Source organism: Oxalobacteraceae bacterium OTU3CINTB1, assembly GCA_024123955.1.
Taxonomy (GTDB): Bacteria; Pseudomonadota; Gammaproteobacteria; order Burkholderiales; family Burkholderiaceae_D; genus Rugamonas.
Genome location: CP099652.1, coordinates 448,226 through 471,962, shown reverse-complemented (window position 1 = coordinate 471,962; position 23,737 = coordinate 448,226). Strand labels below are relative to the sequence as shown.

Sequence of the window (23,737 nt, the reverse complement as noted above, 5' to 3'; positions counted from 1 at the left end):
CCAAGAGGAGACAACAATGAAAATCATGGCATCGTTTGTAATTGGCGCCGCACTTGTCGCAACCATCGCGCCCGCGCTGGCGCAGCAGGCCGCCGGACAGTACGTCGCCCTTCCCTCCTACCGCGTCGGCCCTTACGCGGCGGGCGGTTCCGGTTTTTACGGAGGCATCATCGACTACTTCAACCTGGTCAACCTGGCGGGCGGCATCAATGGCGTCAAGATCGGCTGGGAGGAATGCGAAACCGAATACAACCCGTCGCGCGGCGTCGAATGCTACGAGCGGCTGAAGACCAAGAACGGCGGTGCGACTCTGGTCGAACCGCTGTCCACCGGCGTCGCCTACGGTGTGCTCGACCGCCTGCCGACCGATAAAATCCCGATGACGATGATCGGCTACGGCCGTTCCGACGCCGCCAACGGCAAGGTCTTCCCCTACGTCTTCCCGCTCATCACCAGCTACTGGAACCAGGCCGCCGGCATGATCAAGTACCTGGGCGACAAAAACGGCGGCATGGACAAACTCAAAGGCAAAAAGATCGTCCACCTGTACCACGACTCGGCCTTCGGCAAGGAGCCGTTGCCGGTGCTGGAGGCGCTGTCCAAGCAGTATGGCTTTGAACTGATCAAAATCCCCGTCACGCCGCCGGGCAGCGAGCAGCAGTCGCAATGGCTGCAAATCCGCCAGGCCAAGCCGGACCACGTGATCCTGTGGGGCTGGGGTTCGATGAACGCGGTGGCGATCAAGACCGCGCAGCGCAACGGCTTCCCGCGCGAGAAAATGCTCGGGGTGTGGTGGGCGGGGTCGGAAGAAGACACCGTGCCGGCCGGCGACGCCGCCAAGGGCTACAGCGCGATGACCTTCAACACCCCTGGCAACTACCCGGTGATGGACGACATCAGAAAAAAACTCTACGAAGCCGGCAAGGGTAATCTGGCGGACCGCAACCGCATCGGCTCCGTGTACCACATGCGCGGCGTCAGCGCGGCCATCCTGTGGGTGGAGGCGATGCGCACCGCGCAGGAGAAGTTCGGCAAAGGCAAAGCGGTCACCGGCGAACAAATGCGCTGGGGCCTGGAAAACCTCAACGTCGACGAAGCGCGTCAGAAGGCTATCGGCGCGCTCGGCATGCTACCGGTGGTGAAGACCAGCTGCGACGATCATGAGGGCTCCGGCGCGGTGAAGGTCCAGCAATGGGACGGCAAAAAATGGAATGCCATCACGCCCAACTGGGTGGTGGGCGACAAGGCGCTGACCCGCAAGCTGTTGGAAGAAAGCTCCGCAGCCTACGCGGCCGAGAAAAAAATCACCCCGGCCTGCGCAAAATGACGCCCTACCTGTCCGTCAACAACGTGGAAGTGATCTACGACCATGTGATCCTGGTGCTGAAGGGCGTGTCGCTGCAGGTCCCGCAAGGGAAAATCGTCGCGCTGCTGGGGGCCAACGGCGCCGGCAAATCGACCACCTTGAAGACCATTTCCACCTTGCTGCGCGGAGAGCGCGGCGACGTCACCAAAGGCGACGTGCAGTTCAAGGGCGAACGCGTCGACCAGCTCACGCCCAATGAACTGGTCAAGCGCGGCCTGTCGCAGGTGATGGAGGGCCGCCACTGCTTCGGCCACCTGACCATCGAGGAAAACCTGCTGACCGGCGCCTACACGCGCAGCCTGTCGCGCGCGGAGCTCAAGGAATCGCTGGACAAGGTATACCACTACTTCCCGCGATTGAAGGAGCGCCGCACCAGCCAGGCCGGCTACACCTCCGGCGGCGAGCAGCAGATGTGCGCGATCGGCCGGGCGCTGATGGCCAAGCCGTCAATGATTTTGCTGGACGAGCCGTCGATGGGCATCGCGCCGCAAATCGTCGACGAGATTTTCGGCATCGTGAAGGACTTGAACGGCAAGGAGAACGTATCCTTCCTGCTGGCCGAGCAGAACACCAGCATCGCGCTGCGCTACGCCGATTTCGGTTACATCCTGGAAAACGGCCGAGTGGTGATGGAAGGTGCGGCCGCCGACCTGGCCAGCAACGAGGACGTCAAGGAGTTCTACCTCGGCGTGTCCGGCGCGGGCCGCAAGAGCTTCCGCGACATGAAATTTTACCGCCGCCGCAAACGCTGGCTGGCCTGAGGACCCTCGCGCATGAATATCAATCAAGAGATCGGAGGACGGCAATCATGACGGATACCCTGGACAGCCTGGAAGTACGCCCCCCCGAACAACGCGAGCGCGAACTGATGGCGCGCCTGCCGCAACTGGTTGCGCGCGCAAAGGCTGCCGCCGGCTGGTCGCGCATCCTGCGGGACGTGAACGCGGCCGACATCACCAGCCGCGCCGCGCTGGCGACTTTGCCGGTGACGCGCAAATCCGAACTGCACGCGCTGCAAAAACTCCAGCCTCCGTTCGGCGGCCTGAATACCACGCCGGTGGGGCAGTTGGCGCGCCTGTACATGTCACCCGGGCCGATCTTCGACCCCGAAGGCAAAGGCAAGGACTGGTGGCGCTTTGCCCGTCCCATGTACGCGGCCGGCGTGCGTCCCGGAGGTTTGCTGCAAAACTGCTTCTCCTATCATTTCACGCCGGCGGCTTTCATGGTCGAAGGCGGCGCCGCGCGCATCGGCTGCACCGTCATCCCGGCGGGCAGCGGCCAGACCGAGATGCAGGTGCAAGCGATCAGCGAACTGCGGCCTGACACCTACGTCGGCACGCCTTCCTTCCTGAAGATCATCATCGAGAAGGCGCAGGAAATGGGGGCCGACATCAGCAGCATGACCAAAGCGCTGATGGGCGCCGAGGCGCTGCCCGAATCGCTGCGCGAGTGGTTCGCCGACAACGGCGTGCCGCATGTGCTGCAAACCTACGCCTCCGCCGATATCGGCAGCATCGCCTTCGAAACGCGCAGCGGCGACGTGCGCCACCCCGGCATGGTGCTCGATGAAGACGTGATCCTGGAAATCGTCCGTCCCGGCAGCGGCGATCCGGTGGCCGCCGGCGAAATCGGCGAGGTGGTGGTCACCGTTTTCAATCCGGACTATCCGCTGATCCGCTTCGCCACCGGCGACCTGTCGGCGGTGTTGACCGGCGTGCCCGATTCGCCGTGCGGCCGCACCAACACCCGCATCAAGGGCTGGATGGGCCGCGCCGACCAGACCACCAAGGTGCGCGCGATGTTCGTCCATCCGTCGCAGTTGCACGAGGTGACACGCCGCCATCCCGAAATCGTCAAGGCGCGGCTGGTGGTCTCCGGCCGCATGGCGCAGGACGTGATGACCTTGCACTGCGAGGTGGCCGATCCCGCCACCGCCAGCGACGCGGCCATCGTCGAATCGATCCGCGAGCTCACCAAATTGCGCGGCGAGGTGCGCTTCACCGCCATCGGCAGCCTGCCCGGCGACGGCAAGGTGATCGACGACGTAAGGGATTACACGTAGGGCCAAGGCAAATCCTGTGGCGGGATAGCAACGGTGAGCGGTGCGCGGTGATATGGCGGATAATATCGTTCTTCAACATGTTTTTAAAAGCCGAAGAAGACCATGCAAGACTTCCACCACAACCGCGCCCGCGCCCTGCTGGAGAACGCGGAAGAACTGTTCAATAAAGAGACCGTCGACGGCGCCGTCACCGCGATGGCGGACACCCTCAACGCCCGCTTCAACCAGGCCGACAGCGAGGAATTCCCGCTGGTGCTGGGGGTGATGGGCGGCGCGGTGGTCTTCACCGGCAACCTGCTGCCGCAGCTGACGTTCCCGCTCGAATTCGACTACATCCACGTCAGCCGCTACGGCGACGACGACCAGGGCGGACAAGTGGTGTGGAAAGTGGTGCCGCGTTCGAACGTGGCCGGCCGCGTCGTCATCGTGTTGGACGATATCCTGGACGAAGGCGAAACGCTGGCCCACGTCAAACAGCGCCTGCTGGACATGGGCGCGGCCGAAGTGGTGCTGGCCGTCTTCGCCGACAAGGCGATCGGCAAGCCCAAGCCGGTCAAGGCGGACATCGTCGGCATCACGATCCCGAACCGCTTCGTGGTCGGATTCGGCATGGACGCATACGGCTACTGGCGCAATTTGCCCGGCCTGTGGGCGATCCAGACCGAGAAGCAGTAACTAGGGCTGCAGCCCCCACGTATCGACGAATTTGCGAATACCGTTGGGATGCGCCTTCTTCCACGCCTCGAACTCGGGGCGGTAGGATTCCTTGTACCGCAAGATCAGAAGGCCCGCCTCCAGCTGATCGGCCTTGGCCAATGTCTGCATGGCGATCAAGCCTGGATCGGTGAGCGCTTCGCCGCCCTTGGCCTCGATTTCGCTGGCCGCTTTCATCGCCCCCTCCCATGACGCCAGCTCGATGGCGAACGGCGTGCTGGCGATATTGTCCTCGCGATTTTTAACGCGGATGGCCGCCTCTCTCATGCCCAGCATCAGCCACGCCCCGCCATCGGCCGTTTTCTGCTCGCCCGGCCCGCCGCTGAAAGTGGAATCGAGTTGGACGGACGGCTTGCCGGTTGCCGGTTCAAGCGTCACGCCGACCTTGCGCACCAAACCCAAGGGCTTCAGCGGCGTGCCGGCCGCCGCGCGCATGTGTGCCAGCTTGCCCCAGTTGGGCATCTGGCTCGGTTGCGCGGCGATCCCGTTGAACAGCGCCTCCTCGGCGGCCGCGCGCTTGCCCTGGTACGCCAGCGCGTCGAACAGGAAGCGCCAGCCCTGGCTATTCAACGGCTCGATCGTCACGCCCTTGCGGAAAAGCTCCTCGGCCTCGGCATATTTTTTCTGCGCGAAGTAGCAATCGCCGGCGTAAATCCAGGCGGTGGAATACAACGGGTCGGCCTGCGCCGCCTGCAGGTATTTTTCGCGCGCCTCGTCCAGTTTTCCGGCGATGAACAGCTGTTCGGCTTCACGCTTCAGGTTTGACGCCTGCTCGGTCGGCACGTGCAACGGCGCCGGCTTTTCCTCGGAGAGCATGCGCAGCACCTCCTGCGCAATCGGATCGCGCGGTTCAAGCTTCAACGCCTGCCGCGCGACGGCCTCCGACTGCGCGCGCCATTGGTTTTTTTTCTCGGCGTCGGGTTGCACTATCGATAAAACGTAGATTGCGTTTGCCAGCCGCGACAAGGGCACGGAGGATGTCGCATCCGCCTTCACGGCCGCTTCAAAGCTGCGCAATGCCTCCCCGGGCTTGCGCTGGGACAGCTGCATGTCGCCTTGCTTGACCAGCGCGGCGGCAGCGTCGTTGATGGGTATTTGCGCGGTGGCCGTGGGCGCGAAGCACAGCAACGAAAAAGACATGGAGAGGGACAGCGACAGCGCGCGCACTTTATTCATCATTCAATCCATTTTTTTCGCAAGGTTGAATTTATTATAAGTGCTTTCGCTAGACCATGCCCTACGCTGCTGCGCCGGCAAAACGGGGGTCACGGCAAAACGGGGGTCAGGTCCGACATTCGGACATTCAGGAACTTTTAAGCGTTGAAAAAGTTCCCCATTATCGCCATTTGTCCGAATGTCGGACCTGACCCCGGGGTTTAGAGCGCGAGGCGTGCGCGGGCCGCGTCGTATTCGGCTTTCAGGCGCGCGACCATTTCCGCGGTGGTCGGTACGTCGTCCATCAGGCCCACGCCCTGGCCGGCGCCCCAGATGTCGCGCCATGCCTTGGCACTGCTGGAGCCGAAGTTCATCGAGCTCTTGTCGGCCTGCGGCAGCGCGTCCGGATCGAGGCCGGCGTTGATGATGGATTTCTTCAGGTAGTTGCCATGCACGCCCGTGAACAGGCTCGAATAAACGATGTCGGCGGCCGACGATTCGACGATGGCGTCGCGGTAGTCGTCGCTGACGTTCGATTCCTTCGTCGCGAGCCAGCGCGAACCGATGTACGCGAAGTCGGCGCCCATCGCCTGCGCCGCCAAAATAGCGTCGCCGGTGGCGATCGCGCCGGACAGGGCGATCGGGCCTTTGAAGAATTTGCGCACTTCGCCCACCAGCGCGAACGGCGACAAGGTGCCGGCGTGGCCACCGGCGCCGCTGGCGACCAAGATCAGGCCATCGACGCCGGCTTCCAGCGCTTTTTCGGCGTGGCGGATCGATACGATGTCGTGCATGACGATGCCGCCGTAGCTGTGGATCGCGTCCAGCATTTCCTTCGGCGGCGCGCGCAGCGACGAGATGATGATCGGAACCTGGTGCTTGACGCAGACTTCGACGTCATGCGCCAGTCGGTCGTTCGACTGGTGGACGATCTGGTTGACGGCGATCGGACCCACGCGCTTGTCCGGATTGGCGATCTGGTAATCGGCCAGTTCCTTTTGCAGGTCGGTCAGCCAGACGTCGAGCATTTCCGCCGGACGGGCGTTCAGCGCCGGGAAAGAGCCGACGATGCCGGCCTTGCACTGCGCCGCCACCAGCGCGGGACCGCTGGCGATGAACATCGGGGAGGCGATTACTGGGAGTGAAAGATTTTGCAACGCTGCAGGCAGGGCCATGGCGAACTCGCTGACGTAAGTTGATCGGAGTGTAAGGTCTCGGAAGATTATAAGCCGGAAATAGTACGATCGTGCCAAAAATAGGTGGATTGCTCTAGAGTTTGCACCGGATAGTGGCGGCCCGGTAGCAGCTCACTGGTTAAGTAAGTGCTCACCTTCGATGCGGGCCGCCAGGCTCCTTACTAGCTGTTTTATCGCCCATGTTCCCAGCGCTTCCGGCGTCTCCTTCAAAAAGCGCGCATTGGCCGCTTCGAATACCGGCATCGCCAGCAGCAGCGCCGGCACTTCGCTCAACGCTATCCGCTGCCGCTCCAGCAGCAAGAACTTCAGCAGAACCTTGATGGCGTTCTGCGCGTTGCGCACGGGGTCCGCCTCCAGATATGCCAGGCGGGATCTGGCCCGCGCCAGCGCGCCCTCCACATCGCCGAACGGCCGGCCATGCCCCGGAATCACCAGCCGCACATCCAGCCCCGCGATGACATCGAGCGTGGCCCGCTCCTCCGCGAAACCGGATTCGCCTTCGAGCTCCGGGAAAATCACGCCGAAGCCGTTTTCCCACAGCGCGTCCGCCGACACCAGCACGCGCTCCTGCGGACAGTAAAAAATCAGCGAATGCGGATCGTGCCCCGGCGCGCCCAGCGCCTGCCACTCCATTCCGCCAAAGGCCAGCACGTCGCCCGGCGCGATGGTCGTGTCGAAGGTGAATCGCTCGCAGCGCTGGCCCGTGGCCTTGAAACTGAGCGCGTCGACATCCCAGTCCCGCACCTTGTCCGCCTCGGCGACCGGAATCGCGATCCGGCTGCCGTAATGCGCCTGCAGCGCGGCGTTGCCGCCGCAATGGTCGGAATGCAGGTGGGTGTTGAGCACCAGGTCGAGATGCCGGCCTTGCAAGGCGTGCCGCACCAACGCCAGCGTTTGCGGCGCGTGGGTCAGGTAGCCGGTGTCGATCAAGGCCGTGTCGTCGCGTCCCAACAACAGCACGTTGTTGGAGGACAGCCAGCCCCGCTCGAACACCTGGATCGAGGCCGGCAGCGCGATCATTCCGCGAAATCGTCGTCGAAATTCACCGTCAGCTCGCGCCGGCGGATTTCGGCCCAGACGCCCCGCTTGTAGTCGTCGTCCGCCTTGGACCAGTTAACGATTTCCTCGATGGTGCGCAGGCATCCCATGCAATAACGGCGCTCGGCATCCATCTTGCACAGGCTGACGCAGGGCGACGGGACTGGGGAGGCGAGCTCGGGAGCAGCGCCTGGAAGGGCTAAGTTAGTTGGATCACTCATGGCGCCATTATGGACCGAATGCGCTTGACTTGGGGAACGCGAAGCCTATACTACCATCCATGTAGATGGTAACCAGATGGAGATGTATGGCTAAGCAAGAACTAAAACTGAAGACCGCCGAGTCGGAAAAGATCACGATCAACCTCGGGCCCATCGACCTGGGGCAGATCGATTTGCTGGTGCAGGAGGGGTTTTACTCCAACCGCACCGATTTGATCCGGACGGCGATCCGCAATCAGTTAAACGAGCACGCCGACGTGGTGAAGCAAACGGTGGCGCGCAAAAGCCTGGTGCTCGGAATGCAACATTACACCCGCTCGGATCTTGAAGCGGTGCAGGCGGCCGGCCAGCGGCTGCAGATACAGGTACTTGGTTTGGCCAGCATCGCCAGCGACGTTTCGGTCGAACTGGCACTGGCGACCATCGATTCGATTTTTGTATTAGGTTCGCTCCACGCCAGCGCGGTGATCAAAACCGCGTTAGCCCAACGAATCCACTAAAGGACAACTATGAAATTACCGTTTATGTCGAGCGTGCGCAGTGCCGCACAAAAGCTCATTAACAAGGGCGCCACGGCCGCCGTGCAAAAAGCCATGGAAAGCATGGTCGAACTGCAGCAAAAGCAGCAGCAACAACGCGCCGCCGGGCCACAACCGGCATCGCCGTCGGCGCCCCAGCCGTCGTCGCAACCGCATATGCGTGACATTAATCCGCCGCCGGAATACGTGGCGCCGCGTTCGGCGCCGCAACCGGCCGCCGACAGCGCGCGCGTTCACACCGAATCGGCGGCGAAACCGACCGCCCAAGCTGCGACTGAACCGCCGCAGCAGGCCACGCCGGCCAGCATGCCCAATCCGGCCACCAATCCAACCGAGTACGCGCAGGACATGTTGAACCGGATGGGCATCAAGATCGATTTGCAGTCCATGGATCTGCAGTCCAACTTTGGCATGGACATGGGTTCGTTCATGAATCCCACCCAGGCCGCGCCGCTGCCGGAAGGCGCAAAGTTCATCAGCGGCAGCTACGCCAACCACGCCGGCAGCCGCAATTACAAGTTGTATGTGCCGTCGACCTACACCGGCCAGGCCATGCCGCTGCTGGTCATGCTGCACGGCTGCACGCAGAACCCCGACGATTTCGCCGCCGGCACGCAAATGAACCAGGTGGCCGAGGAAATGGGCTGCTTCGTCGCCTATCCGGAGCAAACGTCCGGCGCCAACCACTCGAAGTGCTGGAACTGGTTCAATGCCATCGACCAGCAGCATGGCCAGGGCGAGCCATCCATCATCGCCGGCATCGCGCAGCAGATCATCGACGAATATCCGGTCAACGAGCGCCAGGTGTATGTGGCCGGACTGTCGGCCGGCGGCGCGATGGCCGTCATCGTCGGCACCCTGTACCCCGAGCTGTTCGCGGCGGTGGGCGTGCATTCGGGTCTGCCGTTCGCCTCGGCGCAGGATTTGCCGTCGGCGCTGAGCGCCATGAAGCGCGGCGCCAGCAGCTCGCGCAAGGCCGGCAATGGCTCGCAGCCGATCATCGTGTTCCACGGCGATAGCGACACCACCGTCAATCCGCGCAACGGCGAGCAGGTGATCGAGCAGAGCCTGCACAGCCACAAGGGCGCGCCGTCGATCCAGTCGGGCAGCGTGCCGAATGGCTATCGCTACACGCAGACGACGCACACCAAGGCCGACGGCTCGCCGCTGGGCGAACATTGGGTGGTGCATGGCGCCGGCCACGCATGGTCGGGCGGCAGCTCCCACGGCACCTACACCGACGCCAAGGGGCCGGACGCCAGCCGTGAGATGGTGCGGTTTTTCCGCACGGTGAGCTAGGCCTCGTCCGGGATGAGGTCTGGAGAGACGTAGGGCGGATTAGCGCAGCGTAATCCGCCATCGAGCCGTCGGCGACGCATGCATGGCGGATTACGGCTTCGCCTAATCCGCCCTACGTGCCTCCGGGGTCTGGTTCGGTTCCGTGTCGGCGATATGCTGTTTCAGGCACGCCGGGCACCAGCAACTGGCGCCCGGCGCCGACGGCACCGGCAACGCCGCCGGCAGATAGGTACACCAGCAGGGCTGGGCCGCCGTGGCGGGATCGGCGTCCACCATGGCGCACGAGAATTCGGCGCCGCAACGCGAGCAGGTACTCATATGGCGGCAAGTTGGCTGGTCATGCGGTCCAGCGTATCGGATGATCTCGGAAAATACAACCGGATAGCCCTATAATGCGTAACTGATCGCAGCGATCGCAGCCACAGGCTGTAAAATTGCACAAAATTTTTAACCGGACTCGCCATGACCCAACTGACTAACCTTAACTTAGGCATGAATGACGACTTGACCGCGGTGTCGCCGCAGATCAAGGCACAGATTCTGGCCGAGGCCCTGCCCTACATCCGCAATTTCCATGGCAAGACCATTGTCATCAAATACGGCGGCAATGCGATGACCGACGAGCGCCTGAAACATGGCTTCGCCCGTGATGTCATTTTGCTCAAACTGGTGGGCATGAATCCGGTCGTGGTGCACGGCGGCGGTCCGCAAATCGACAACGCGCTGAAAAAAATCGGCAAGCAGGGCACGTTCGTCCAAGGAATGCGCATCACCGACGAAGAAACCATGGAAGTGGTGGAGTGGGTGCTCGGCGGCGAAGTCCAGCAGGACATCGTGATGTTGATTAATCACTACGGCGGCCAGGCCGTGGGCCTGACCGGCAAGGACGGTGGCCTGATCCGCGCCAAGAAGATGGCGATGCCGGATAAGGAAAATCCAGGCCAGTTCCTCGACATCGGCTTCGTCGGCGAGATCGACGCGATCAACCCGGCCGTCGTCAAGGCGCTGCAGGACGACGCCTTCATCCCGATCATTTCGCCGATCGGCTTCGGCCAGGATGGCCAGGCGTACAACATCAACGCCGACGTCGTCGCCGGCAAAATCGCCGAAATCCTCAAGGCCGAAAAGCTGATCATGATGACCAACATCGCCGGCGTTCAGGACAAACAGGGCAACCTGGTAACCGACCTGTCGGCGCGCGAGATCGACGAGATGTTCGCCGACGGGACGATTTCCGGCGGTATGCTGCCTAAAATTTCATCAGCGCTGGACGCTGCGAAGTCCGGCGTCAACACGGTTCACATCATCGATGGGCGAATTGAACACTCTTTATTGCTCGAGGTGTTGACCGAACAGGCATTTGGAACTATGATCCGGTCTCACTGAAAAAACGGCGATGCACTTTTAGCCGCGTTTTTGAGTGCATCGTCATACCAGTACGCCCTTTTAGCTCAGTGGTAGAGCACTCCCTTGGTAAGGGAGAGGCCACGTGTTCAATCCACGTAAAGGGCACCATCTCCCGCATTGCCCCTCCCGCAGCACCCTCCCCCGCTTGTCCTTAACTCTTCAATAAATCCGCTCCACCGTCATGCCGCGTTGGCGCAGCAGTTCCGGCACGCTTCCTTTGCCGATCAAATGCAGCACGCCGATCGCCGCAACGCTGTTGTTTTCACGCGCCATCAGCTTGACCATGCTGTCGGCCAGCGCCGGATTGCGTCCGTCCAGCAGCACCTTCTGCACGAAGCGGCCGGAGAAGGTGTCGTCGCGCTCCGCCTGGGCCGCCAGCGCGTCCAGCGCCTTGATGTCGGCGTTGCGCCAGGCCTCGGCGATCTCGCGCGCCTGCCTGGCCTGTTCCTTGTCCTCGATGCCGGCGATGGTCTCCTGCAGGAACAGCAGCTGCTCGGCCGGCGACAGATTGCCGAACAAGCCCATTTGGCCCTCGGGCGATTCCAGCTCGATGACTTTCTGGCCACGGTCGTGTGCCTGTTTGGCCAAGTGCGCATCGACCGCCTGCGCGGCGTCGTAGCCCTGGCTGGCGAATTCGCTCACCGTCAGCAGGCTGGCGAGCAGCCATGGCTTCATCGCCGCCACGGTCTCCGGCTCGATCTTGTACTGCTTGAGCAGCGCGTCGAGCCGGCGCCGCCATTCCGGCGACAACGACGGCGCCGCCGCGCCGGGGCCGACCAGGCCATACTTCTGCACCGCCCGCGCCAGTTTTTGCGGATCGCCCAGCGGATCGATTTCCAGCGCCAGCACGGGCGCCTGCTTCAACGCGCCGGCCACGCGCGGCTCGAGCGGATAGAAGTCCCTGGAGCCGACGTGGATGGTGCCGAACAGGTATAGCGCATGTTCGCCGCTGCGCACCTTGAACAGCGCGCCGCGGTTGGGCGCCTGTCCAGGGTCCGCCGCCCAAGTGGGACCGAGGGCAAAGCAGAACAAACTGCAGAACATCACTATAATCTGGCGTCGCATGGCTTCCTTTGTTGATTGGTCTCCCGTGAATATTACTCGTAACCCGCCCGTGTGGTTGTTCGATCTCGATAACACGCTACACAACGCCTCCCACGCCATCTTCCCCGCGATCATGGCGAACATGAACGTCTATATCGCCCGCGTGCTGGGAGACGGCGTCACGCCGGCCAGCGAGGATATCGTCAACGCCGCGCGCACCAGCTACTGGCGCAGGTATGGCGCAACGATACTGGGACTGGTCAAGCATCACGGCGTCATTCCGGCCCATTTCCTGCACGAGACCCACACGATCGCCGAGATGACGGAGATGATCCGCGCCGAGCGCGGACTGCGCCAGCTGATGCGCCGCCTGCCCGGGCGCAAAATCCTGCTGACCAACGCGCCGCACCGCTATTCGACCCAAGTGCTGCGGCATCTCGGCCTGCACCGCGAATTCGGCCATCACGTCTCGGTCGAATCGATGACGGTGCACCGGCAGATGCGCCCCAAGCCGTCCAAGCTGATGCTGCGTAACCTGATGCGCCGCCACCGCCTGACGCCCGAGCGCTGCATCCTGGTCGAGGACACCTTGGCCAATCTGCGCAGCGCCCACGCGCTCGGCATGCGCACCGCGTGGATCACCCAGTACCTGACCATTGGCGACACCGCCGGCCTGGCGCATCCCCAAAAAAGGTTAATTCGCCCCGCTTATGTCGATGTCAAAGTAAAATCTGTCAGGAATCTGCCGGCACGCTTGCATCATCTGCGCTGATTCACCTCTTTTTCGACACCTATCCGCGAGATCACATGGCAAGCACACCGCCGGGCCAGCGCCGCCTTGAAATCCTCCGAGCGCTGGCGGAGATGCTGGAACAGCCCAAGGGCGACAAGATCACCACGGCCGCGCTGGCGCGCAAGCTCGCGTTTTCCGAGGCCGCGCTGTACCGGCACTTCGCCAGCAAGGCGCAGATGTTCGAGGGGCTGATCGAATTCATCGAGTCCACCGTTTTCGGCCTGATCAATCAGATCGCCGAACGCCAGGCCGACGGCCTGACGCAGGCGCGCGACATCGTCGGCATGCTGCTGCAATTCGCCAGCCAGAATCCGGGCATGACGCGGGTGCTGATCGGCGAGGCGCTGGTCAACGAGGACGAACGCCTGCAGCTGCGCATGAACCAGTTCTACGACCGCGTCGACCTGGCGCTCAAACAGGCGTTGCGGCAGTCGGTGGCGGAGGGGCAGGCGCACGAGAACGAGGTACAGGCCCGCGCCGGCATGCTGACCAGTTTTGTCATCGGCCGCTGGCACCGTTATGCCAAGAGTGGATTCAAGAACAACCCCTCGCAGGACGCCCCCCTGCAAATCGCGCTGCTGTTATCGTAGATGGAAATGAACGCTGAATGTTTCGCACTGCTGGACGACGCCAGTCCGAGTAGCGGATTTGAAACCCGCACGGCCGAGCAGGGTCGTACCCCGCATGGGGTACGACCCTTAAGTGGTGACGCGGGCGCATCGCTAAACGCAGGGGGTGCGCACGGCGATGGTCCGCGTTCGCGCCTCTACACCGGCCATCTGGGCACGCTGCGCTGCGACGACATCGGCCAATGGCCGCAAGTGCTCGAGCAGATGCGCGCGGCGCTGAAGCGCGGCGAGTACGCGATCACGCTGTGCGCCTATGAGCTGGGCGCGGCGCTGCTCGATATCGGCGCCACCCCGCCCGCCGGCGCGCCGCTGGCCCAAATCCTGCTGTTCAAGGATTGCGCGTCGCTGACCAGCGCCGAAGTGGGCGACTGGCTGGCCGCGCGCTCGTTCCCGATCGACCGGCCGGCCGGCATCGCCAACGTCCGTCCCAACGTCGACCGCCAAGCCTTCGACGCCGCGCTGGCGCGCATCCACGACTACATCGAGGCCGGCGACACCTACCAGGTCAACTACACCTACCGCTTGCGCTTCGACGCCTTCGGCGGCATTCACGCGCTGTACGCCCGCCTGCGCGGGCGCCAGCCGGTGCCCTACGGCGCGCTGGTCGGGCTGGAAGACGGCTCGGCTATCCTGTCGCTGTCGCCGGAGCTGTTCGTGCGCCACCAGGACGGCGTGCTGACGGCGCGGCCGATGAAGGGCACCGCGCCGGCCGCGCCGCCGGCGCAGGCGGCCGAGAACATCCTGCGGGCCACCGTGCTGGCGGCCGATCCGAAGAACCGCGCCGAGAACCTGATGATCGTCGACCTGCTGCGCAACGACATCGGCCGCATCGCCCGCACCGGCAGCGTGAAGGTACCGGCGCTGTTCGAGGTGCACCGCTACAGCAGCGTGCTGCAGATGACGTCGACCGTCACCGCCGAACTGCGCGATGACGCCACCTTGGCCGACATCTTCGACGCGCTCTATCCATGCGGCTCGATCACCGGCGCGCCAAAGCGCCGCACGATGGAAATCATCGGCGAGCTGGAACCGGACCCGCGCGGCATCTACACGGGCGCCATCGGCTGGTTCGATCCAGACAAGGAAGGCAAGGTCGGCGACTTCTGCATGTCGGTGCCGATCCGCACCCTGGCGCTGGACGCGCCGGACGGCATCGACGGCGTGCGCCGGGGCGAAATGGGCGTCGGCGCCGGCATCGTCTTCGACAGCGACGCCGCCGGGGAGTACGCCGAGTGCCAGTTGAAGGCGCGCTTCCTCACCGGCCTGAAAAACGACTTCGAGATTTTCGAGACGATGTATGCGACGCCACAGGGCGGCGTGCGCCACCGCGCACGTCACCTCAAGCGGCTCGCCGCGTCGGCCGCCTACTTCGGCTACGCGTGGGACGAGGCGGCGGCCAACGCCTACCTGGACACCGCCTGCCACATGCTGGCGGACGACATACTTCAGCCGCCGGCGGCCGGCGCGGCATACCGCCTGCGATTGGCGCTGGGTTCATCGGGAGCTTTCTCGGTGCAGCACGCGCCGCTGGCGCCATTGACGCAACCGGTGCGCGTGCTGCTGGCCGGCGACGCCACCGCTTCCGGCGATGTATTCCTGCGCCATAAAACCAGCATCCGCACCCGTTACGACGACGCCTGGCGCGACGCCGAGACGCGAGGCGCGTTCGACACGCTGTTCTTCAACGAGCGCGGGGAACTGACCGAGGGTGGACGCAGCAGCGTCTTCGTGCGCGTCGACGGCCGCTGGCTGACGCCTGCGCTGCCCTGCGGCGTGCTGCCCGGCGTGATGCGCGGCGTGTTGCTCGACGATCCGGAATGGAACGCCAGCGAAGCCGTGATCACGCGCGAAATGCTGGAGCGCGCGCAGGACATCGTCGTCTGCAATGCCCTGCGCGGCGCGGTGAAGGCGACACTTTAAAGGTCGACGATCATCTCGAAGCCGCCGTAGATCATGCGCTTGCCGTCGAAGGGCATGCTCTTGGGGTCCATGAACTCGGCCAGGCGCGGGTCTTTCATGACTTTTTCGTTGATTTCGTCGCGCTTGGCACGCGATTCGTAGACGATCCAGGAAAACGCCACCACTTCGTTTTCCTTCAGGTCCACACTCATCGGAAACGAGGTGACCTTGCCGGGCGGGACATCGTCTCCGATGGTTTCACGGAACTCCAGCGCGCCGTATTCCTTCCAGACCGCGCCGCAGGCCAACGACATTTTTTTGTACGCTTCGATGTTCTCTTTGGGTACCGGAATCACAAATCCATCGACATATGCCATGACTGTCTCCTGGTTATCGGGTGAACAACCAGATTAGTCAACTAAGCGGCGGATGACAAGCGACATAGCTTAATGAACATCAACCCGATTCATTATTTCAGCGGGCGTCGACGAAACGTTTCCGGTAGGCGCCGGGCGTGGTCGCGGCCAGCCGGCGAAAATGATGCCGCAGGGATTCTTCGGAACCGAAGCCGGCCCGCTCGACGATCTGCGCCAGCGGCACATCCGGCACTTCCAGCATCTCCTTGACGATCGCCACCCGCTCGCGGATCAGCCACTCGACCGCACCCAGTCCCGTTGCCTGTTGGAACTGCCGCTGCAAGGTGCGCGGACTCATCGCGGCGCGCTCGGCCATGCTGGCGACCGTGTGCGCCAGCTCGGGATGGCTGCGCAGCCAGTCCATCAGCTTCGACAGCCGGCCCTGCTCGCCCTGCGCCATCGGCCGCGGCAGGAACTGCGCCTGCCCGCCCTCCCGGTGCGGCGCCACAACCAGCCGCTGCGCCACCAGATTGCCGATGCGGGCGCCATGATCGCGCCGCACCACGTGCAGCAGCATGTCGAGCCCGGCGGCCGAACCGGCGGCGGTGATGACCTGGCCGGTGTCCACGTACAGGTGGTCCGGCTGGACATCGATCTTCGGATAGCGCTTGGCCAGCTTGTCGGCGTAGCGCCAGTGGGTGGTGGCGCGCTGGCCGTCGAGCACGCCGGCGGCGGCCAGCACGAAGACGCCGGAACAGATCGAGCACAGGCGCGCGCCGCGCCGGTGCGCGGCGCGGATCAGCTCCAGCAGCGCCGGTGGAGGGGCTTCATCGGCGTCGCGCCAGCCGGGGATGACGATGGTGTCGGCCAGCGCCAGCAACTCGGGCGCGTACGGCGCCTGCACGACGATGCCGCCGGCCGCGCGGATCGGCCCCGGCTCGACGGCGCAGACGGCGAAGTCATACCAGTCGACGTCCAGCTCGGGACGCTCCAGGGCGAACAGTTCGACCGTGCAGCCGAACTCGAAGGTGCACAGCCGGTCGTAGGCCAGCGCGACAACGAGATGTTTTTTCATGGCGTAATCTTAACGCAGAATGGCCGATGCGCCACTGATGGCATTGGCGGGGCGCGTGGACAATGGCGTTACTGTTCAAACACGTAGGGGGGATTAGGCGGCACGCCGTAATCCACCATGCACGAGCCGCCGACGGCGCCTGGCGGATTACGCTGCGCTAATCCGCCCTACGTGGATCCCAGGAGCTCATCCACCAAGGAGATAGCAATGTCCGCCAAATCCCTCGTTACCGCCATCCCGGCCGCCCCCAGCGCCGCCGCCCTGGCCCACTTCGAAGCCAGCTTCAGCTACGAAACCGACTGCTGGGACGTGCACGACGCGCTCGCCGGCGGCAAGCAGGATTTCGTGTTGCTGGATGTGCGCGGCACGGAGAAGTACGCCGCCGGCCACGTGCCGGGCGCCTTGGATCTGGCGCACCGCAAGATCATCGGCTCGAAGATCGCCGAATTCCCGGACGATACGCTATTCGTGGTCTATTGCGCCGGCCCGCACTGCAATGGCGCGGCGCGCGCCGCCGTGCGGCTGGCGCAGCTGGGCCGGCCCGTCAAACTGATGCCAGGCGGCATCACCGGCTGGCTCGACGAAGGCTTCGCCCTCGCCACCGCGCCCGCCGGCGCGCCGCAGGAGGATTAATTACATCGCCAGCGCTTTTTCGACCGCGCCGACCAGTTGCTTGTCGTCCGGTTTGACTTTGCTGCCGAAGTTATCCACAACCTTGCCGTTGCGGTCGATCAGGTATTTGTGGAAGTTCCAGGCCGGCGCCTTGCCGGTCGCCTTGATCAGGTTGGCGAAAAGCGGATTCGGCTCCTTGCCCGACACCACCGATTTGGAAAACATCGGGAACTTCACGCCATAGGTGTTGTAGCAGAAATCGGCGATTTCCTTGCTGCTGCCGGGCTCCTGCTGGCCGAAGTCGTTGGACGGGAAGCCCAGCACCACCAACCCCTTGCTACCGTACTTGGCGTACATGGCCTCCAGCCCCTCGTACTGGTTGGTGAAGCCGCAATATGACGCGGTATTGACCACCAGAATCACCTTGCCGGAGTACTGGCACAGGTCCTGCGGCGCCTCGTCCTGCAAACGCTTGAACGTTTGCTTGAGGATGGCAGGGCAATTGGCCGGCGCGGCCGTCGCCGCAGGGGCCGTCCCGGCCGCCACGGCGGGAGCTTGCGCGAACGCATGGGCGCCCGCCAAGAAGGTCAGCGAGGAAACTACGCACAACTGGGCAATTGTCTTGGACATGGTCGAGGTCGCTTAGAGTAAAAAAATCATTCTATGCCAATCCGCCGGAACTTGCCTGACGAGCATGCAAAATCGCAAACGCCGTCAGGCGCTAAACGCCGCCGAGGCAAATGTACTTCACCACCAGATACTCGTCGATGCCGTGTTGCGAGCCTTCGCGACCCAGGCCCGACTGCTTGACGCCACCAAACGGCGCCACTTCGGTGGAGATCAGGCCCGTATTGACGCCGACGATGCCGCATTCGAGTCCCTCGGCCACGCGCCAGATCCGGCCAATATCGCGCGAGTAGAAATAGCTGGCCAGGCCGAACTCCGTATCGTTGGCCAGCGCGATGACTTCCTCGTCGGTCTTGAAGCGGAACAGCGGCGCCAGCGGGCCGAAGGTCTCCTCGCCGGCGACCAGCATGTCGTTGCCGACATCGGCGATGACGGTCGGCTGGAAGAAGCTGTGGCCCAGTGGGTGGCGCTTGCCGCCGGTGAGCAGGCGGCCGCCTTTGGACAGCGCGTCGGCGATGTGCTCCTCGACCTTCTGGACGGCCTTCTCGTCGATCAGCGGGCCTTGCGTCACGCCCTCCTCGACGCCGTTGCCGACCTTGAGTTTTTCGACGGCGGCCACCAGTTTTTCGGCGAATTGTTCGTACACCCCGTCCTGCACATACAGGCGGTTGGCGCACACGCAGGTCTGGCCGGCGTTGCGGTACTTGGAGGCGATCGCGCCTTCGACGGCCGCATCGAGGTCGGCGTCGTCGAACACGATGAACGGCGCGTTGCCGCCCAATTCCAGCGACAGCTTTTTAATCGTCGGCGCGCTTTGCTCCATCAGCAGCCGGCCGATGGCGGTCGAACCGGTGAAGGTCAGCTTGCGCACGATCGGGTTGGACGTCATTTCACCGCCGATATCCTTGGAAGCGCCGGTCAGCACGCTGAACACGCCCGGCGGCACGCCAGCGCGTTCGGCCAGTTCGGCCAGCGCCAGCGCGCAATACGGCGTGGACTCGGCAGGTTTCAGCACCATCGGGCAGCCGGCCGCCAGCGCGGGGCCGGCCTTGCGGGTGATCATCGCGATCGGGAAGTTCCACGGCGTGATCGCCGCGCACACGCCGATCGGCTCCTTGGTCACCAGCAGGCGGCGGTCCGGCCAGGGCGACGCCAGCGTCTCGCCGGCCACGCGCTTGGCTTCCTCGCCAAACCATTCGATGAACGAGGCGCCGTAGGCCACCTCGCCGCGCGACTCGGTCAGCGGCTTGCCCTGCTCGGCCGTCATCAGCAGCGCCAGGTCGTCGGTGTTCTCCAGGATCAGGTCATTCCACTTGCGCAGAATGGCGGCGCGCTCCTTGGCGGTCTTTTTGCGCCAGGCCGGCCAGGCGGCGTTCGCGGCGTCGATGGCGCGCCGGGTTTCGGCAGCGCCCATGCGCGGCACGGTGCCGATTTGCTCGCCGGTGGCCGGATTGGTTACCGGATGGGTCTCGCCGTTGTCGGCGTCGGCCCAGACGCCGTTGATGTAGGCTTGCTGGCGCAGCAGTGTGGGGTCTTTCAGTTGCAGCATCGGTCAGTCCTCCTCATGCAAAGAATGACTATGCCACATCGTGCGCCAGCGTGATTTACACTACGGTGAACGAGGACAGGTCCGGATGCGGCGGCGGATAGCTCAGGTCCATGCCCTCCAGCGTCTCCAGCAGCAGGCTGGCGATCACCAGATTGCGGTGGGTCTTGGAATTGGCCGGCACGATGTACCACGGCGCGTGCGGTTCATCGGTCTCGCGGATGGCCTGCTCATAGGCGCGCTGGTACTCGTTCCATTTCTTGCGCTGCTCGATATCGTTGGGATCGAACTTCCACTGCTTGTCCGGATCGTCGAGACGTTCCTGCAAGCGCTCGCGCTGCTCTTCCTTCGAGATATGCAGGAACACCTTGACGATCACGGTGCCCGTTTCGGCCAGCATGCGCTCAAAATCGCGGATCTGCGCGTAACGGCGCTTGCACTCGCCGCCGTCGATCATGCCCTGCACCTTGGTGATCAGCACATCCTCGTAATGACTGCGATTGAAGATGGCGATCTTGCCCTTGGGCGGCACGTGCTGGTGCACGCGCCACAGATAGTCGTGGTCCAGTTCCTCGTCGGTCGGCCCCTTGAAGGCCACCGCGCTCACGCCCATCGGACTGACGCCGCTGAACATCGCCCGCACGGTGCCGTCCTTGCCGGAGGTGTCCATCCCCTGCAATACCAGCAGCACCTTCTGTTTGCGCTGCGCGTACAGCATGCTTTGCAAAGCGGCGATCCGTTTGATCAGCGCGTCGGTGCGCTTGATGTCGAGCGCTTTGCCTTTGGACTTGCTCAGCTCTGGATTGGCGGCGCGGCTGGAGAAGGCGCTGTCGTCGGCGTCCTCGTCGCGCAGCTTCTGTTTGTCGGCGGCGCGGAAGCGTTGGCGGGCGTTATGGGTCATGGCGGTCGATTCGATTTATATGGTTTAGCTAGAATATCATTTCGCCGCCAGTCCGGCTGCCCGGTAGCCCCACCAAGCCGCTTCCTCGAACACCGAGAAGCCCGACAGGTCGGCGTGCGCGAACAGAATCGGCCCGTCCACCTCGCGCAAGGCCTTCATGCCGGCGTTGGCGCGGAAGTTGGGCCATGGGGCTGCCATCGCGTGGCCGCGCAGGGTGATGTCGACCCGCTCGACGCAGGACGCGAACTGCGCGCCGTAAGCGGTTTTAAGGTCGGCGCTGGCCAGCGCCAGCAACTCCTCCGGCTTGGCGGCTGCCATCCAGTGCCGGGCGCTGCTCGGCTTGCGGTCGGACAGCGCGATATAGGCGCTGAAAACGGTCTTTTCCGGCGGCCGCACGCGGATATCCTGGTGGGTGGAGACGACATAACCCAATCCCGGCTCGCTGTAGACGACGTTGTCCCACGACAGCGGCGGCGAATGCGCGCCCTCCTGCAACTCCTCCGGAAAACGCTTGAGCAGGAAATTGGCCACCATCCACGGCGCGTATTCCGGGATATGTTTGGCCGGATCGAAACCGTAGGCGGCGATGTTATCCACAACCCGCGCGGCCACATACACCGGCATCGCGCAGATGGCTTTGCGCGCGCGCACCAGATAAGTGGCCGGTTTGCCGTTTTCGAGCTGGAAGCACAAGGCTTCGACGCCGTCCGCCGTTTTTTTCAGCGACACCACCGTGCCGGCCAAGCGCTTGATGCCCGAGGCGCGCTCCATGCCGGTGGCCAGCGGTTGCAGGCCGCCCGGCCACGTCAGCCAGGTGCCGTTGCCAGCGTTGGCGGCCTGTCCCCAGCGGCTGCAGTAGTAGTGCAGGCCGGCCCAGGCCGAAACCTTGTCGTAGCGGGTGCCGTAGTCGTCGCGGCAGCAGTAGTTCAGATACCAGTGCAGGGTAGGCGAGCGGTAGCCGCTTTGCTCCAGCCACTGCTTGAGGGTGATGCGGTCCAGCGCCTGCCACTGCGGGTCTTCCGACGACATCACGGTCGGGAACACGAACACGCGCCGGCCGTCCGCGCCGTGGGTTTGCCGCAGCCGTTCCACCTCTGCGAAAAAGCGCGTGTGCTCGTCGATCTCCCATTGCGGCACGCCCTCGGTCGGCATGAAACCTTCCTGCCACTGGCCGTTGTACAGCAGCCGCTCCTCCGGCGCATGCAGGATGAAGAGCTCGTCGTAGTAGGGCTTTTCGCCCATCGGGTCTTTCTGGATGATGCCCAGGTCGGCCAGGATCTCGCGCACGTGCACCGATTCCGGCGACGGCAGCGGCAGATAGTGGGCGCCGGTCGGATACTCGTACTCGCCGAAGGCGCCGCCGGCGGCGTTGCCGTGCGGTTGCGGGCCGTCCACCATCAGCATGTCGGTCTTGCCGAGCTTTTTGAGCTTCCACGCGGCGGTCAGGCCGGCGATGCCGGAACCGAGGATGGCGATATCGGTTTGCAGCACCTGCGACGGCGGCGGCAGCGGCAGCGGCTTGCCACGCAGGTCGCGCAGGAAGTGGCCCTCGTCGCGGCCCGGATAGTGCAGCGTGGGCGTGATCTCCTGCCAGCGCTGGAACGCCGCGACGGTACCCGCCGCCGCCAGGCCGGTGGCGCCGGCCCACACAAGAAAGGATCGGCGCAGCATCAGCGTATCACCCGCCGCCAGTCCTGCTCGAACTCGTGCACCAGCGATTGTGTATTGAGCCGGTTGGGCTCCATCGGCAGCCGCTTCATATCCGGCGGGAAGATGAACATCTCGCGCGTGGTGTCGGCGTTCAGGTAGCGCATCGGCAAACGGTATTCGGCGGGCGGCGTGTACTGCGCCTGGGGCGTGGCGAGTATGAAGCCCCATTCGCCGAACGACGGCACATAGGCATGATAAGGATAGGTCTTCATGCCGACTTCGCGCAAGGTGGCGTCGATGGTCCAGTAGGCGTGCGGGGCGAAGAACGGCGACGTCGATTGCACCGTCATCAAGCCGTTGGCGGCGAGGTGTTTGCGCACCATGCCGTAGAAGGGCACCGAGTACAGCTTGCCGAGCGCGAAACTGGACGGATCGGGGAAGTCGACGATGATGGCGTCGAACATGTCGTCGTTCTCGCGCAGCCAGAGGGCCGCGTCGGCGTTGATCACGCGTACGCGCTTGTCGCTGAACGAGCCGCCATTCAGCTTGACCAGCTCCGGACGGTTGGTGAAGGCGCCGGTCATGGCCGGGTCCAGGTCGACCAGCGTGACATGCTCGATATTCTTGTAGCGCAGGATCTCGCGCAGCGCCAGACCGTCGCCGCCGCCCAGCACCAGCACCCGCTTCGCCCACGGCAAGGGCTGCAGCACCGGATGCACCAGCGCCTCGTGATAGCGGTACTCGTCGCGCGACGAGAACTGCAGGTTACCGTTGATGTACAGGCGCAGATCGTCCTTCCAGCGCGTGACGACCAGTCGCTGATAAGGCGTGGTGGTGGCGAAGACGATTTCATCGCCGAACAGGCCATGCTCGCCCCAGTAAGTGAGCTTGTCGGCCGACGCGAAGCCGGCCACCAGCACGAACATCACCGCCGACGCGCGCAGCATGCGGCCGGTGACGTTTTTAAGCTCTGTGCGGAACACGCGAATTGTCCACAGGGCGACGCCGACGTTGAGCATCCCGAACAGGAAACCGGTGCGCACCAGGCCCAGGGTCGGCGCCAGCACCAGCGGGAACAAGAGCGACACCGCCAGCGCGCCCAGGTAATCGAAGGTCAGCACCTTGCTGACGATTTCACTGAAGCCGGTCTGGCGCGCGTTCAGCGCGCGCATCACCAGCGGCACCTCCATGCCGACGAAGGCGCCGATCAGGAACACCATCACGTACAGCATGGTGCGGAACGGCGCCGCCATCCACGAAAACGTCAGGAACAGGATCGCCGCCGACAGCCCGCCCACCAGGCCGACCGCCAGTTCGATATCGACAAAGCGCGCCAGCACATCCTCGTCAAGCACATACTTGGAAAAGTGGGCGCCGACGCCCATCGCGAACAGGTAGCAGCCGATCACGGTGGAGAACTGCAGGATGGAGTCGCCCAGCAGGTAGCTGGACAGCGCGCCAGCGATTAATTCGTACGCCAGGCCGCAGGAAGCGACCACAAACACCGACAATATAAGAATCTTTTTGTTCATTTGGCTCTTTTGCACTAATATGCTTCAGCGTTAGTAACTTAACCACAGGTTCAACACTTTACCCCACTGAGAGCGC

24 protein-coding genes and 1 tRNA gene are annotated in these 23,737 nt (G+C 63.8%); 12 read left to right on the top strand and 13 right to left on the bottom strand.

What is annotated here, in order from left to right; all coding sequences use genetic code 11:
- The first annotated feature begins 16 nt into the window (after positions 1–16).
- The 4 genes from NHH73_02000 (at position 17) to NHH73_01985 (ending at position 4,103) form a co-directional block, all read left to right on the top strand.
- On the top strand, positions 17–1,327 hold the full coding sequence (locus NHH73_02000; protein ID USX27097.1) for an ABC transporter substrate-binding protein: 1,311 nt from the start codon (positions 17–19) through the stop codon (positions 1,325–1,327).
- A complete protein-coding gene (locus tag NHH73_01995; GenBank protein ID USX27096.1) occupies positions 1,324–2,127 on the top strand; it encodes an ABC transporter ATP-binding protein in 804 nt (267 codons plus the stop codon). Before NHH73_02000 ends, NHH73_01995 begins: the two co-directional genes overlap by 4 nt.
- A gap of 47 nt (positions 2,128–2,174) precedes the next feature.
- Entirely contained in the window at positions 2,175–3,428 is a 1,254-nt protein-coding gene (locus NHH73_01990; GenBank protein USX27095.1) for an AMP-binding protein, read from the top strand.
- Positions 3,429–3,530: 102 nt separating this feature from the next.
- Positions 3,531–4,103: a hypoxanthine-guanine phosphoribosyltransferase gene (locus NHH73_01985; protein ID USX27094.1), complete on the top strand. Its 573-nt coding sequence runs from the start codon at positions 3,531–3,533 to the stop codon at positions 4,101–4,103.
- Here NHH73_01985 and NHH73_01980 read toward each other — a convergent pair whose 3' ends face one another.
- The 4 genes from NHH73_01980 to NHH73_01965 form a co-directional block, all read right to left on the bottom strand.
- Positions 4,104–5,321, bottom strand: coding sequence for a tetratricopeptide repeat protein (locus tag NHH73_01980; protein USX27093.1), 1,218 nt, complete (start codon positions 5,319–5,321; stop codon positions 4,104–4,106). It abuts the gene before it with no gap.
- A 197-nt stretch (positions 5,322–5,518) separates the two neighbouring features.
- Positions 5,519–6,472, bottom strand: coding sequence for a nitronate monooxygenase family protein (locus NHH73_01975; GenBank protein ID USX27092.1), 954 nt, complete (start codon positions 6,470–6,472; stop codon positions 5,519–5,521).
- A gap of 132 nt (positions 6,473–6,604) precedes the next feature.
- Positions 6,605–7,513 carry an MBL fold metallo-hydrolase gene (locus NHH73_01970; GenBank protein USX27091.1) on the bottom strand — a complete coding sequence of 303 codons (909 nt, stop codon included), beginning with the start codon at positions 7,511–7,513 and terminating at the stop codon, positions 6,605–6,607.
- Positions 7,510–7,752 (bottom strand): DUF1289 domain-containing protein, encoded by a 243-nt coding sequence (locus NHH73_01965; GenBank protein USX27090.1) that lies wholly within the window; start codon positions 7,750–7,752, stop codon positions 7,510–7,512. Before NHH73_01965 ends, NHH73_01970 begins: the two co-directional genes overlap by 4 nt.
- An 86-nt stretch (positions 7,753–7,838) precedes the next feature.
- On the opposite strand from NHH73_01965, the gene NHH73_01960 reads away from it, so the two are divergent.
- Both NHH73_01960 and NHH73_01955 read left to right on the top strand, forming a co-directional pair.
- Positions 7,839–8,252, top strand: coding sequence for a CopG family transcriptional regulator (locus tag NHH73_01960; protein ID USX27089.1), 414 nt, complete (start codon positions 7,839–7,841; stop codon positions 8,250–8,252).
- 9 nt (positions 8,253–8,261) lie between these two features.
- Positions 8,262–9,590 carry a PHB depolymerase family esterase gene (locus NHH73_01955; GenBank protein USX27088.1) on the top strand — a complete coding sequence of 443 codons (1,329 nt, stop codon included), beginning with the start codon at positions 8,262–8,264 and terminating at the stop codon, positions 9,588–9,590.
- 102 nt (positions 9,591–9,692) lie between these two features.
- Here the strand turns inward: NHH73_01955 and NHH73_01950 are convergent, their stop codons facing one another.
- Entirely contained in the window at positions 9,693–9,908 is a 216-nt protein-coding gene (locus NHH73_01950; GenBank protein USX27087.1) for a cysteine-rich CWC family protein, read from the bottom strand.
- Between the two features lie 174 nt (positions 9,909–10,082).
- Between NHH73_01950 and argB the strand changes: the two genes are divergently transcribed.
- A complete protein-coding gene (argB, locus tag NHH73_01945; GenBank protein ID USX29764.1) occupies positions 10,083–10,976 on the top strand; it encodes an acetylglutamate kinase in 894 nt (297 codons plus the stop codon).
- A 54-nt stretch (positions 10,977–11,030) separates the two neighbouring features.
- Positions 11,031–11,105: transfer RNA gene (locus NHH73_01940), tRNA-Thr, on the top strand.
- 51 nt (positions 11,106–11,156) lie between these two features.
- Here NHH73_01940 and NHH73_01935 read toward each other — a convergent pair.
- Complete coding sequence (locus NHH73_01935; protein USX27086.1) at positions 11,157–12,062, bottom strand: TraB/GumN family protein; 906 nt, start codon at positions 12,060–12,062, stop codon at positions 11,157–11,159.
- Here NHH73_01935 and NHH73_01930 point away from each other — a divergent pair.
- The 3 genes from NHH73_01930 to NHH73_01920 are packed head-to-tail and all read left to right on the top strand — an operon-like array spanning position 12,061 to position 15,383.
- Positions 12,061–12,813 carry an HAD-IA family hydrolase gene (locus NHH73_01930; protein ID USX27085.1) on the top strand — a complete coding sequence of 251 codons (753 nt, stop codon included), beginning with the start codon at positions 12,061–12,063 and terminating at the stop codon, positions 12,811–12,813. The two genes, NHH73_01935 and NHH73_01930, sit on opposite strands and share 2 nt — an antisense overlap.
- 35 nt (positions 12,814–12,848) lie before the next feature.
- Complete coding sequence (slmA, locus tag NHH73_01925; GenBank protein ID USX27084.1) at positions 12,849–13,424, top strand: nucleoid occlusion factor SlmA; 576 nt, start codon at positions 12,849–12,851, stop codon at positions 13,422–13,424.
- Complete coding sequence (locus tag NHH73_01920) at positions 13,425–15,383, top strand: chorismate-binding protein (GenBank protein ID USX27083.1); 1,959 nt, start codon at positions 13,425–13,427, stop codon at positions 15,381–15,383.
- Here the strand turns inward: NHH73_01920 and NHH73_01915 are convergent.
- A complete protein-coding gene (locus NHH73_01915) occupies positions 15,380–15,739 on the bottom strand; it encodes a DUF1428 domain-containing protein (protein USX27082.1) in 360 nt (119 codons plus the stop codon). The two genes, NHH73_01920 and NHH73_01915, sit on opposite strands and share 4 nt — an antisense overlap.
- A gap of 97 nt (positions 15,740–15,836) precedes the next feature.
- A complete protein-coding gene (gene ftrA, locus NHH73_01910) occupies positions 15,837–16,793 on the bottom strand; it encodes a transcriptional regulator FtrA (GenBank protein USX27081.1) in 957 nt (318 codons plus the stop codon).
- A gap of 207 nt (positions 16,794–17,000) precedes the next feature.
- On the opposite strand from ftrA, the gene NHH73_01905 reads away from it, so the two are divergent.
- Positions 17,001–17,426: a rhodanese-like domain-containing protein gene (locus tag NHH73_01905; protein ID USX27080.1), complete on the top strand. Its 426-nt coding sequence runs from the start codon at positions 17,001–17,003 to the stop codon at positions 17,424–17,426.
- Here NHH73_01905 and NHH73_01900 read toward each other — a convergent pair whose 3' ends face one another.
- The 5 genes from NHH73_01900 to NHH73_01880 all read right to left on the bottom strand — a co-directional run bounded on the left by NHH73_01900 (position 17,427) and on the right by NHH73_01880 (position 23,661).
- Positions 17,427–18,035 (bottom strand): glutathione peroxidase, encoded by a 609-nt coding sequence (locus tag NHH73_01900; GenBank protein ID USX27079.1) that lies wholly within the window; start codon positions 18,033–18,035, stop codon positions 17,427–17,429.
- Positions 18,036–18,126: 91 nt separating this feature from the next.
- Positions 18,127–19,581: an NADP-dependent succinate-semialdehyde dehydrogenase gene (gabD, locus tag NHH73_01895; GenBank protein ID USX27078.1), complete on the bottom strand. Its 1,455-nt coding sequence runs from the start codon at positions 19,579–19,581 to the stop codon at positions 18,127–18,129.
- A 55-nt stretch (positions 19,582–19,636) separates the two neighbouring features.
- On the bottom strand, positions 19,637–20,479 hold the full coding sequence (locus NHH73_01890; GenBank protein USX27077.1) for a polyphosphate kinase 2 family protein: 843 nt from the start codon (positions 20,477–20,479) through the stop codon (positions 19,637–19,639).
- A 36-nt stretch (positions 20,480–20,515) separates the two neighbouring features.
- Entirely contained in the window at positions 20,516–22,150 is a 1,635-nt protein-coding gene (locus NHH73_01885) for an NAD(P)-binding protein (protein USX27076.1), read from the bottom strand.
- Complete coding sequence (locus NHH73_01880; GenBank protein ID USX27075.1) at positions 22,150–23,661, bottom strand: polyamine aminopropyltransferase; 1,512 nt, start codon at positions 23,659–23,661, stop codon at positions 22,150–22,152. The genes NHH73_01885 and NHH73_01880 overlap by 1 nt, the downstream gene beginning before the upstream one ends.
- Positions 23,662–23,737: the final 76 nt, after the last annotated feature.

What these genes read in the sequence shown, in the direction of transcription:
- ftrA (USX27081.1), bottom strand. Translation starts at nt 16,793, where the DNA reads ATGAAAAAACATCTCGTTGTCGCGCTGGCCTACGACCGGCTGTGCACC.
- NHH73_01955 (USX27088.1), top strand. Translation starts at nt 8,262, where the DNA reads ATGAAATTACCGTTTATGTCGAGCGTGCGCAGTGCCGCACAAAAGCTC.
- NHH73_01930 (USX27085.1), top strand. Translation starts at nt 12,061, where the DNA reads ATGGCTTCCTTTGTTGATTGGTCTCCCGTGAATATTACTCGTAACCCG.
- gabD (USX27078.1), bottom strand. Translation starts at nt 19,581, where the DNA reads ATGCTGCAACTGAAAGACCCCACACTGCTGCGCCAGCAAGCCTACATC.
- NHH73_01985 (USX27094.1), top strand. Translation starts at nt 3,531, where the DNA reads ATGCAAGACTTCCACCACAACCGCGCCCGCGCCCTGCTGGAGAACGCG.
- NHH73_01935 (USX27086.1), bottom strand. Translation starts at nt 12,062, where the DNA reads ATGCGACGCCAGATTATAGTGATGTTCTGCAGTTTGTTCTGCTTTGCC.
- slmA (USX27084.1), top strand. Translation starts at nt 12,849, where the DNA reads ATGGCAAGCACACCGCCGGGCCAGCGCCGCCTTGAAATCCTCCGAGCG.
- NHH73_01975 (USX27092.1), bottom strand. Translation starts at nt 6,472, where the DNA reads ATGGCCCTGCCTGCAGCGTTGCAAAATCTTTCACTCCCAGTAATCGCC.
- NHH73_01885 (USX27076.1), bottom strand. Translation starts at nt 22,150, where the DNA reads ATGCTGCGCCGATCCTTTCTTGTGTGGGCCGGCGCCACCGGCCTGGCG.
- NHH73_01905 (USX27080.1), top strand. Translation starts at nt 17,001, where the DNA reads ATGTCCGCCAAATCCCTCGTTACCGCCATCCCGGCCGCCCCCAGCGCC.
- NHH73_01880 (USX27075.1), bottom strand. Translation starts at nt 23,661, where the DNA reads ATGAACAAAAAGATTCTTATATTGTCGGTGTTTGTGGTCGCTTCCTGC.
- NHH73_02000 (USX27097.1), top strand. Translation starts at nt 17, where the DNA reads ATGAAAATCATGGCATCGTTTGTAATTGGCGCCGCACTTGTCGCAACC.
- NHH73_01995 (USX27096.1), top strand. Translation starts at nt 1,324, where the DNA reads ATGACGCCCTACCTGTCCGTCAACAACGTGGAAGTGATCTACGACCAT.
- NHH73_01960 (USX27089.1), top strand. Translation starts at nt 7,839, where the DNA reads ATGGCTAAGCAAGAACTAAAACTGAAGACCGCCGAGTCGGAAAAGATC.
- NHH73_01970 (USX27091.1), bottom strand. Translation starts at nt 7,513, where the DNA reads ATGATCGCGCTGCCGGCCTCGATCCAGGTGTTCGAGCGGGGCTGGCTG.
- NHH73_01980 (USX27093.1), bottom strand. Translation starts at nt 5,321, where the DNA reads ATGATGAATAAAGTGCGCGCGCTGTCGCTGTCCCTCTCCATGTCTTTT.
- argB (USX29764.1), top strand. Translation starts at nt 10,083, where the DNA reads ATGAATGACGACTTGACCGCGGTGTCGCCGCAGATCAAGGCACAGATT.
- NHH73_01890 (USX27077.1), bottom strand. Translation starts at nt 20,479, where the DNA reads ATGACCCATAACGCCCGCCAACGCTTCCGCGCCGCCGACAAACAGAAG.
- NHH73_01965 (USX27090.1), bottom strand. Translation starts at nt 7,752, where the DNA reads ATGAGTGATCCAACTAACTTAGCCCTTCCAGGCGCTGCTCCCGAGCTC.
- NHH73_01990 (USX27095.1), top strand. Translation starts at nt 2,175, where the DNA reads ATGACGGATACCCTGGACAGCCTGGAAGTACGCCCCCCCGAACAACGC.
- NHH73_01915 (USX27082.1), bottom strand. Translation starts at nt 15,739, where the DNA reads ATGGCATATGTCGATGGATTTGTGATTCCGGTACCCAAAGAGAACATC.
- NHH73_01920 (USX27083.1), top strand. Translation starts at nt 13,425, where the DNA reads ATGGAAATGAACGCTGAATGTTTCGCACTGCTGGACGACGCCAGTCCG.
- NHH73_01900 (USX27079.1), bottom strand. Translation starts at nt 18,035, where the DNA reads ATGTCCAAGACAATTGCCCAGTTGTGCGTAGTTTCCTCGCTGACCTTC.
- NHH73_01950 (USX27087.1), bottom strand. Translation starts at nt 9,908, where the DNA reads ATGAGTACCTGCTCGCGTTGCGGCGCCGAATTCTCGTGCGCCATGGTG.